Source organism: Streptomyces sp. NPDC037271 (assembly GCF_055603605.1).
The window spans coordinates 109,845-117,977 of record NZ_JBVJVN010000024.1 but is presented as its reverse complement, the minus strand read 5'-3'; the positions used below and the strand labels follow the sequence as shown (position 1 = coordinate 117,977).

Genomic DNA, 8,133 nt, shown 5'->3' with positions numbered 1-8,133 from the left:
GCCCGGTTACATTTCGAACCCGGAAGCTAAGCCTTACAGCGCCGATGGTACTGCAGGGGGGACCCTGTGGGAGAGTAGGACGCCGCCGAACAATCTTTGGAAAGGACCCTTGGTCCCCAGCGTTCAGCTGGGGGCCAAGGGTCCTTTCGTTTTTCCAGAGCGCACCGGGTACCCGGTTGCGCGAGAATGACTTGCAGTACCGAAGACAGGAGTCACCGATGCCCACCAACTCTCCCGACGACCGACCGGAGCGCGACCAGCGGCGACGGGACAGTGGTGACCGCGGCGACCGGAACGGTCAGCGCGGGGACCGTGGCGGGGTCCGTCGCGACAACGACCGTGGTGAGCGCGGTGGGTTCCGTCGTGACGACCGCCGAGGTGATGACCGTGGTGGGCAGCGCGGTGGCTTCCGGCGTGACGACCGACGGGATGACCGTCGTGACGACCGCGGCGGAGACCGCGGGTTCCGCCGTGATGACCGTGGTGGCGACCGCCCCTCCTTCCGTCGTGACGATCGGCGTGACGACCGTGGTGGCGACCGTCCGTCCTTCCGTCGTGACGACCGTGGTGACCGTGGTGGTGACCGTCCCCCCTTCCGTCGTGACGACCGCGGTGACCGTCCCCCCTTCCGTCGTGACGACCGCGGTGACCGTGGCGGCTTCGGCCGGCGTGATGACAACCGTGGCGATGACCGTGGTGGGCAGCGCGGTGGCTTCCGGCGTGACGACCGACGGGATGACCGTCGTGACGACCGCGGCGGAGACCGCGGGTTCCGCCGTGATGACCGTGGTGGCGACCGTCCGCCCTTCCGTCGCGATGACCGTGGTGGCGACCGCCCCTCCTTCCGTCGTGACGACCGCGGCGGAGACCGCGGGTTCCGCCGTGATGACCGTGGTGGCGACCGTCCGCCCTTCCGCCGTGATGACCGTGGTGGCGACCGCCCCTCCTTCCGTCGTGACGACCGCGGTGACCGTGGCGGTGACCGTCCCCCCTTCCGTCGTGACGACCGCGGTGACCGTGGCGGTGACCGTCCGCCCTTCCGCCGTGATGACCGTGGTGGCGACCGCCCCTCCTTCCGTCGTGACGACCGCGGTGACCGTGGCGGTGACCGTCCCTCCTTCCGTCGCGATGACCGCCGTGACGACCGGCGCGACGACCGTGGTGGCGATCGTCCGTCCTTCCGTCGCGATGACCGCCGCGATGACCGCCGTGACGACCGGCGCGACGACCGGCGCGACGACCGTGGTGGCGACCGTCCGTCCTTCCGGCGTGACGACAACCGTGGTGAGCGTGGCGGCTTCGGTCGGCGTGAGGACAGCCGCGGGGGCGACCGTGGCGGTTTCCGCGGCCGGGACGACCGCGGTGGACGTGGTGGGCCCCGGCGCGACGACCGAGGCGGGCGTCCCGGTGGGTTCCGCGGACGTGATGACCGGCACGGCGGCGGAGGCCGTTTCCGCGAGGAGCGGGACCGTGACCGCGAGCCGATCAAGCGCCTGCCGATCCCGGAGGAGGTCACGGGCGACGAGATCGACAAGGACGTACGGCAGGAGCTGCAGAGCCTGCCCAAGACGCTCGCGGAGGATGTCGCCAGGAACCTGGTGATGGTCGCCCGGCTCCTCGACGAGGACCCGGAGGCGGCGTACGCCTACTCCAAGATCGCTCTGCGTCTGGCGTCCCGTGTCGCCGCCGTACGGGAGGCGGGCGGGTTCGCCGCGTACGCCAACCAGAAGTACAGCGAGGCGCTGGCCGAGTTCCGGGCCGCGCGGCGGATGACCGGGTCCGTCGAGCTGTGGCCGGTCATGGCCGACTGCGAGCGCGGGCTCGGCAGGCCGGAGAAGGCGCTGGACATGGCCGGCGCCCCCGAGGTGCACAAGCTGGACAAGGCCGGCCAGGTCGAGATGCGGCTCGTGGCGGCCGGTGCCCGGCGTGACATGGGGCAGCTGGACGCGGCCATCGTGACGCTGCAGAGCCCCGAGCTGGCCTCCAGTTCCGTACAGCCGTGGACCGCACGTCTGCGGTACGCCTACGCGGACGCCCTGCTGGCCGCCGGCCGGGAAGCGGAAGCACGGGAGTGGTTCGCGAAGGCCGTGGAGTCCGACCGGGACGGCAGCACGGACGCCTCCGACCGGCTCGCCGAGCTGGACGGCGTGGAGTTCACGGACGCCCTCGACGAGCGCGAGGACGAGGGCGGCGCGGTGACTCCCGCCGTCGAGGACGAGCGCGGCGAGCAGGACTGACGCGTCCAGGGCAGGACGACGAAGGGGCGGGACCGGCGCACGGTCCCGCCCCTTCGTCGTGCCGTGTCACAGGTCCAGCGCGCGCAGCACCAGGCCCGAGGCCGGCTTCGGGCCGAAGGACGTCGACTTGCGGGGCATAGTGACGCCCTGCCGGGCCAGGTCGCGGACGACCTCCTCGCGGACCGGGTGCATCAGTACCGCTGTACCGCCGTCGCGTTCCGCCTTCTCGACGGTGGCCGCGGTGTCGTGGATGTAGGAGATGTGGGCCGCGGTGTCGTCGGGGATGTGCCAGACGTGGGCGAGGAGCGTGGCGTGCAGGACGGTGGCGTCCAGAGTGCGCCAGGCATCGGGGCGGTCGGTGGGGACCGTACGGGCCAGCAGGCCGGGATCCGGTCGGTCGACGAGATGAAAGGCGCCGTCGCCGGCGAGCACGAAGGCGTTTCCCGACGCTGCCGCCTCGGCGAGGGCGTCCAGGGACTCCGCCAGCGGTACGTCGAGGCGGCGGACGCGGAAGTGGCCCTCCAGGGCGGCCACGGCGTCGCGCACCGGGAGGTCGTGCAGCAGGCGGTGGATGGCGCGGACCCGCAGCGGGTAGCGGGCCGTGTCGACCAGGAGGACGAGCCCGTGGTCCCACGGGCTGGGGGAGGGGTGTTCCGCGCGGAGCGTGCGGTAGGTCGCCCAGCGGTGGTGGCCGTCGGCGATGAGGGCCTGGTGCCGGGCCAGTTCGGACCGGACGCGGGACAGGTCGTCGGGGTCGGTGACCGACCACAGGCGGTGGCGGAAGCCGTCCTCCGTGGTCGTCGCGAGAAGCGGGGGCTGTTCGGCGGCACGTTCCACCACGGTGGTCGTGGCCGCCGTGGCGCCGTTGCCGCGGTAGGTGAGGAGCAGGGGCTCGAGGTTGGCCCAGGTGGCCCGCATGAGGGCCGCGCGGTCGGCGACGACGTGCGGCATGACGTCCTCGTGCGGCAGGACGACCTGTTCCGAGGGGTCCGACACGCGGAGGGCGCCGATGATGCCGCGTTGCAGCATGCCGTCGCCGTCGCTTTGTTCGTAGACGTACAGGCCAGGCTCGGAGTCGGCGGTCAGTACGCCCTCCGCCAGCCAACGCCGCAGGGTGTCGGCGGCCTGTTCGTTGCGGGCCTCGGGCGTGGCGGCCTGGGGGAGGATCAGGCGGACGATGTTGTGCGGGTCGGCCGACTCGAGGTGGAGCAGGCCGTCGGGGCGGACCACGACGTCGTAGGGCGGGGACGTCACGGCGGCCAGGCTGCCGACCCGGTCGGGGTCGTAGCGGAGGCCTCGGAACGGAGTGAGTTCCAGGCCCCGGCGCGCCGTTGCTTCCGGGGGACCTGCAGAGTTCATCCCGGCATCGTACGTGTGTCAGTGGTATGGGGGATGATCGGGGGAAAACCGTCGAACGAGGAGCGATACCAGATGAGCCGGAGCGTCAGGACGAGGCCCGAGGGCAGTGGGCGGGGCCTGAGCGAGGCGTACGACACGGCGCTGCTCGACCTGGACGGCGTGGTGTACGCCGGGGGGAACGCGATCGACCACGCGGTCGACTCGCTCGCCACGGCCCGCGCGGGCGGCATGCGTCTGGCGTACGTCACGAACAACGCGCTCCGGACCCCCGACGCGGTGGCCGCGCACCTGACCGAGCTGGGCATACCGACGGGCGCCGACGACGTCATCACGTCGGCGCAGGCGGTGGCCCGGCTGATCGCCGAGCAGGTGCCGTCGGGCGCCAGGGTGCTGGTGATCGGCGGCGAGGGGTTGCGGGTGGCACTGCGTGAGCGCGGCCTGGAGCCGGTGGAGTCGGCGGAGGACGATCCGGCGGCGGTCGTGCAGGGATTCGGCGGGCCCGAGCTGCCGTGGGGGCGTTTCGCCGAGGCCTGCTACGCGATCGCGCGCGGCGTGCCGTGGTACGCCTCCAACACCGACCTGACGATCCCGGGCGCCCGGGGCATCGCACCGGGCAACGGCGCGGCGGTGGAGGTCGTGCGGATCGCCACCGGAGCCGATCCGCAGGTCGCGGGGAAGCCGTTGCCTCCCATGCACCGCGAGACCATCCTGCGGACCGGCGCGCAGCGGCCGTTGGTGGTGGGCGACCGGCTGGACACGGACATCGAGGGCGCGTTCAACGGGGAGGTCGACTCACTGCTCGTTCTCACCGGAGTGACCGACGGCGCCCAACTGCTGGCGGCGCCGCCCCAGCACCGGCCGACGTACGTCGACGCCGATCTGCGCGGGCTGCTCACCGGGCAGCCGGAGGTCACGGGCGACGGAGACGGGGGCGCCGGGTTCCGCTGCGGCGGCTGGACCGCCACGGCCGGCGAGGAGCGGCTGCGGCTGGAGGGCGAGGGCGCGGCACTGGACGGCTTGCGTGCGCTGTGCGCGGCGGCCTGGACCGCGGGCGGGGAAGCAGGGTGCGAGCTCGATCCGGGAAAGGCGTTGGCGCGACTGGGGTTGTGAGCCGTCGTACGGGGAAGGAGCCGGGGCCGGGCCTCGGGGGTGCGGGGGATGAATCTCGGGATCGTGATCGGTTGGCAGGGTAGGCTAACCTAACTGCGTGTTGGTCGACAGTCCCCCCGAACAGCGCGCGGAGACCGCCCCCGCGCCGCCCCCGAAGCGCCGTGTCCTGCGTGCCGTCGGGCTGCCCGTCTCCGCAGCGGTCCTGGTGCTCGTCGCGTTGGCGAGCATCGCGATCGGCGCGAAGGACCTGTCGCTGGCAGAGGTCTGGCACGGCCTGTTCCACGACTCGGGCACGTACGGCGACGTCGTGGTCGGCGAGCGGCTGTCGCGGACCGTGCTCGGTCTGCTCGCCGGTGCCGCGCTCGGCCTCGCGGGAGCCGTACTGCAGGCGCTCACCCGCAACCCGCTGGCCGATCCCGGCCTGCTCGGTATCAACGCGGGCGCCTCCGCGGCGGTCGTCACGGCCATCACCTTCTTCGGCGTCACCTCCCTGACCGGGTATGTGTGGTTCGCCTTCGCCGGTGCGGCGGGGGTCGGCGCGCTGGTCTGGTTCCTGGGCGGCAGCCGGGGGGCCACGCCGGTGCGGCTGGTGCTGGCCGGCACCGCGATCAGCGCCGCGCTCTTCGGCTACCTCCAAGCCGTGATGATCATGGACGACGCGGCGCTGGGCAGGATGCGCTTCTGGACGGTCGGTTCGCTCTCCTCGGCGACGAACGGCACCATCAAGGAGGTGCTGCCGTTCTTCGTGGCGGGCACGGTCCTCGCCCTCGCTCTCTCCCGGCCGCTCAACGCCATGGAGATGGGCGACGACACGGCCAGGGCCCTCGGCGCCAACCTCAACCGCACCCGGGCGCTGTCCATGCTCGCGGCGACCGTGCTGTGCGGGGCCGCGACCGCCGCCTGCGGACCGATCGTGTTCGTCGGACTGATGGTCCCGCACATCGTCCGCTCCTTCACCGGGCCCGACATGCGCTGGATCCTGCCGTACGCCGCGATCCTGTCGCCCGTGCTGCTGCTGGGCGCCGACGTCCTCGGCCGGATCGTCGCGCGGCCCTCGGAGCTCCAGGTCGGCATCGTCACCGCCGTCCTGGGCGGGCCGGTCTTCATCTATCTCGTACGACGGCGGAGGACGGCCCAGCTGTGAAGACCGCGAAGACCGTGAAGACCGTGAAGACCACCCGAGCCGTGCGAAGCCCGGGCGGGCTCTCGTTCCGCCTCGACGTCCGGACCGTGCTCGTCGTCGTCCTGCTGCTGGTCGTCGCGCTCGCCGCGAGCGTCGTGCTGATCGGCACCGGCGACTTCCCGATACCGGTCGGCGACGTGCTGAGGACCCTGGTCGGCGAGGGCGACGCCGGTCAGGAGTTCATCGTCAACGAACTGCGGCTGCCGCGGGTCCTGGTCGGACTGCTGGTCGGCGCCGCGCTCGGGCTGGGCGGCGCGCTGTTCCAGGCCATCTCGCGCAACCCGCTCGGCAGCCCGGACGTGCTCGGCCTCGGGCAGGGGGCGACGGCCGGCGCCCTCACCATGATCGTCCTGTTCTCCGGCGGCTCGACCCAGGTGACCGTCGGCGCGCTCGTGGGCGGCCTGGTGACCGGCCTCGCCATCTACCTGCTCGCCTGGAAGCGGGGCGTGCACGGTTACCGGCTCGTCCTGGTCGGTATCGGCATGTCCGCGATCGTCACGGCGGTCAACGGCTACCTGCTCACCCGGGCCGACATCGTCGACGCCTCCCGAGCCGTCGTCTGGATGACCGGGTCCCTCGACGGCCGCGACTGGAGCCAGGTCTGGCCCCTGCTCGGGCTGTGCGCCGTGCTCGTCCCGCTCGTCCTCACCAACGGGCGGGCGCTGCGGATGATGGAGATGGGCGACGACATCTCGTACGCCCTAGGAGTGCGCGTCGAGCGTGTGCGGGCGCTGCTGATGGTGGCCGCCGTGCTGCTCACCGCCGCGGCCACCGCCGCCGCGGGCCCGGTCGCCTTCGTCGCGCTCACCGCGCCGCAGCTCGCCCGCCGCCTGACCCGTTCGCCGGGCCCCAACCTGCTGCCGTCCCTGTGCATGGGCGCCGCCCTGCTGGTCAGCGCCGACTTCGTCTCGCAGCGCGCCTTCGGCGCCGACCAGCTGCCCGTCGGCGTGGTCACCGGCGTGCTCGGCGGCGTCTACCTGCTGTGGCTGCTGGTCACCGAGCGCAAGGCGGGCCGGATATGAGCGCCGGCGCCGGCAAGCGCAGCGGGCTGAACAACCAAAGGAGCAACGTGAACCGCCTGACCGCCGAGAACGTCACCCTCGCCTACGACCAGCGGGTCATCGCGGAGAAACTGTCGGTGGAGATACCCGACAACTCCTTCACCGTGATCGTCGGCCCGAACGCCTGCGGCAAGTCCACCCTGCTGCGCGCCCTGTCACGGATGCTCAAGCCCACCCAGGGCCGCGTGCTCCTCGACGGGTCGGTGATCCAGTCGATGCCCGCCAAGCAGGTCGCGCGGACCCTCGGCCTGCTGCCGCAGTCGTCCATCGCGCCCGACGGCATCACCGTCGGCGACCTCGTCGGCCGCGGCCGCTACCCGCACCAGGGCATCCTGCGCCAGTGGTCGACGGAGGACGAACGGGTCGTCCAGGAGTCGATGGCCCAGACCGGCATCTCCGAACTCGCCGACCGATACGTCGACGAGCTCTCCGGCGGCCAGCGCCAGCGTGTGTGGATCGCCATGGCGCTCGCCCAGCAGACCCCGCTGCTACTGCTCGACGAGCCGACGACGTACCTGGACATCCAGCACCAGATCGACGTCCTCGACCTGTGCGCGGAACTCCACGAGGAGCAGGGCCGCACGCTCGTGGCCGTCCTGCACGACCTCAACCACGCCGCCCGGTACGCCACCCACCTCATCGCGCTGCGCGGCGGGGAGGTCATCGCGGAGGGTGCGCCGAAGGACATCGTCACGGCCGAGCTCGTCGAGCGCGTCTTCGGGCTGGGCTGCCAGGTCATCGACGACCCGGAGACGGGTACGCCACTGGTGGTGCCGGCCGCGCGCAAGGCGCGCGGCGGGGGCGGCGCCCAGCGCGAGAAGGTGGCGGCTACAGAAGCTTCCTGAGGCGGAACAGGTCCCGCAGGCCCGCCTCCAGCTTCACCCGGCCCGAGCCCCAGGCCTTGGCGAAGTTCAGCTCGCCGTCGACCAGGGCCACCAGGTCGTCGCCGGTCATCGCCAGCCTGATCTCGGCCTTCTCGCGCGGCGGCCCGTCCAGGGTCTCGCGCACGTCGATCCGGCCGTCCGCCATGCGTCCGGCGAAGGTGACGTCCAGGTCGGTGATGTGACAGCTCACCGAGCGGTCCAGCCCGGTGGCCGACCGCACGTCCCCTTCGGCGCCCCGCATGTTGTCCGAGAGCTTTTCGAGTGCGGCGCGGCACTCCTTAGTCGTCGCCATCGGGACC

The 8,133-nt window shown here is 72.3% G+C and carries 8 protein-coding genes and 1 rRNA gene; 6 read left to right on the top strand and 3 right to left on the bottom strand.

Features of this window, described 5'->3' with window-relative positions:
* Positions 1-91: ribosomal RNA gene (gene rrf, locus ACZ7G3_RS29745) — 5S ribosomal RNA — on the top strand; the annotation flags it as partial.
* A gap of 121 nt (positions 92-212) precedes the next feature.
* On the opposite strand, the gene ACZ7G3_RS29740 is transcribed toward rrf, so the two are convergent.
* Entirely contained in the window at positions 213-1,436 is a 1,224-nt protein-coding gene (locus tag ACZ7G3_RS29740; protein WP_470929189.1) for a hypothetical protein, read from the bottom strand.
* A gap of 57 nt (positions 1,437-1,493) precedes the next feature.
* Between ACZ7G3_RS29740 and ACZ7G3_RS29735 the strand changes: the two genes are divergently transcribed.
* On the top strand, positions 1,494-2,237 hold the full coding sequence (locus ACZ7G3_RS29735; RefSeq protein WP_426554867.1) for a tetratricopeptide repeat protein: 744 nt from the start codon (positions 1,494-1,496) through the stop codon (positions 2,235-2,237).
* A 66-nt stretch (positions 2,238-2,303) separates the two neighbouring features.
* Here ACZ7G3_RS29735 and ACZ7G3_RS29730 read toward each other — a convergent pair whose 3' ends face one another.
* On the bottom strand, positions 2,304-3,596 hold the full coding sequence (locus ACZ7G3_RS29730; RefSeq protein ID WP_470929182.1) for a DUF1015 domain-containing protein: 1,293 nt from the start codon (positions 3,594-3,596) through the stop codon (positions 2,304-2,306).
* Positions 3,597-3,668: 72 nt separating this feature from the next.
* Here ACZ7G3_RS29730 and ACZ7G3_RS29725 point away from each other — a divergent pair, with 72 nt between their 5' ends.
* From ACZ7G3_RS29725 to ACZ7G3_RS29710, 4 genes are all read left to right on the top strand, one after another.
* On the top strand, positions 3,669-4,706 hold the full coding sequence (locus tag ACZ7G3_RS29725) for an HAD hydrolase-like protein (protein ID WP_426600651.1): 1,038 nt from the start codon (positions 3,669-3,671) through the stop codon (positions 4,704-4,706).
* Positions 4,707-4,803: 97 nt separating this feature from the next.
* A complete protein-coding gene (locus tag ACZ7G3_RS29720; RefSeq protein WP_470929180.1) occupies positions 4,804-5,850 on the top strand; it encodes a FecCD family ABC transporter permease in 1,047 nt (348 codons plus the stop codon).
* 23 nt (positions 5,851-5,873) lie between these two features.
* On the top strand, positions 5,874-6,911 hold the full coding sequence (locus tag ACZ7G3_RS29715; protein ID WP_470929187.1) for a FecCD family ABC transporter permease: 1,038 nt from the start codon (positions 5,874-5,876) through the stop codon (positions 6,909-6,911).
* Positions 6,908-7,795: an ABC transporter ATP-binding protein gene (locus ACZ7G3_RS29710; protein ID WP_470929178.1), complete on the top strand. Its 888-nt coding sequence runs from the start codon at positions 6,908-6,910 to the stop codon at positions 7,793-7,795. The genes ACZ7G3_RS29715 and ACZ7G3_RS29710 overlap by 4 nt, the downstream gene beginning before the upstream one ends.
* Here the strand turns inward: ACZ7G3_RS29710 and ACZ7G3_RS29705 are convergent.
* Entirely contained in the window at positions 7,779-8,126 is a 348-nt protein-coding gene (locus ACZ7G3_RS29705) for an SCP2 sterol-binding domain-containing protein (protein WP_470929176.1), read from the bottom strand. The genes ACZ7G3_RS29710 and ACZ7G3_RS29705 overlap by 17 nt on opposite strands.
* Between the last annotated feature and the right edge of the window lie 7 nt (positions 8,127-8,133).

Bases quoted from the DNA above. Each gene is read 5' to 3' on its own strand.
- ACZ7G3_RS29705 (WP_470929176.1), bottom strand. From the start codon at position 8,126: ATGGCGACGACTAAGGAGTGCCGCGCCGCACTCGAAAAGCTCTCGGAC.
- ACZ7G3_RS29725 (WP_426600651.1), top strand. From the start codon at position 3,669: ATGAGCCGGAGCGTCAGGACGAGGCCCGAGGGCAGTGGGCGGGGCCTG.
- ACZ7G3_RS29710 (WP_470929178.1), top strand. From the start codon at position 6,908: ATGAGCGCCGGCGCCGGCAAGCGCAGCGGGCTGAACAACCAAAGGAGC.
- ACZ7G3_RS29730 (WP_470929182.1), bottom strand. From the start codon at position 3,596: ATGAACTCTGCAGGTCCCCCGGAAGCAACGGCGCGCCGGGGCCTGGAA.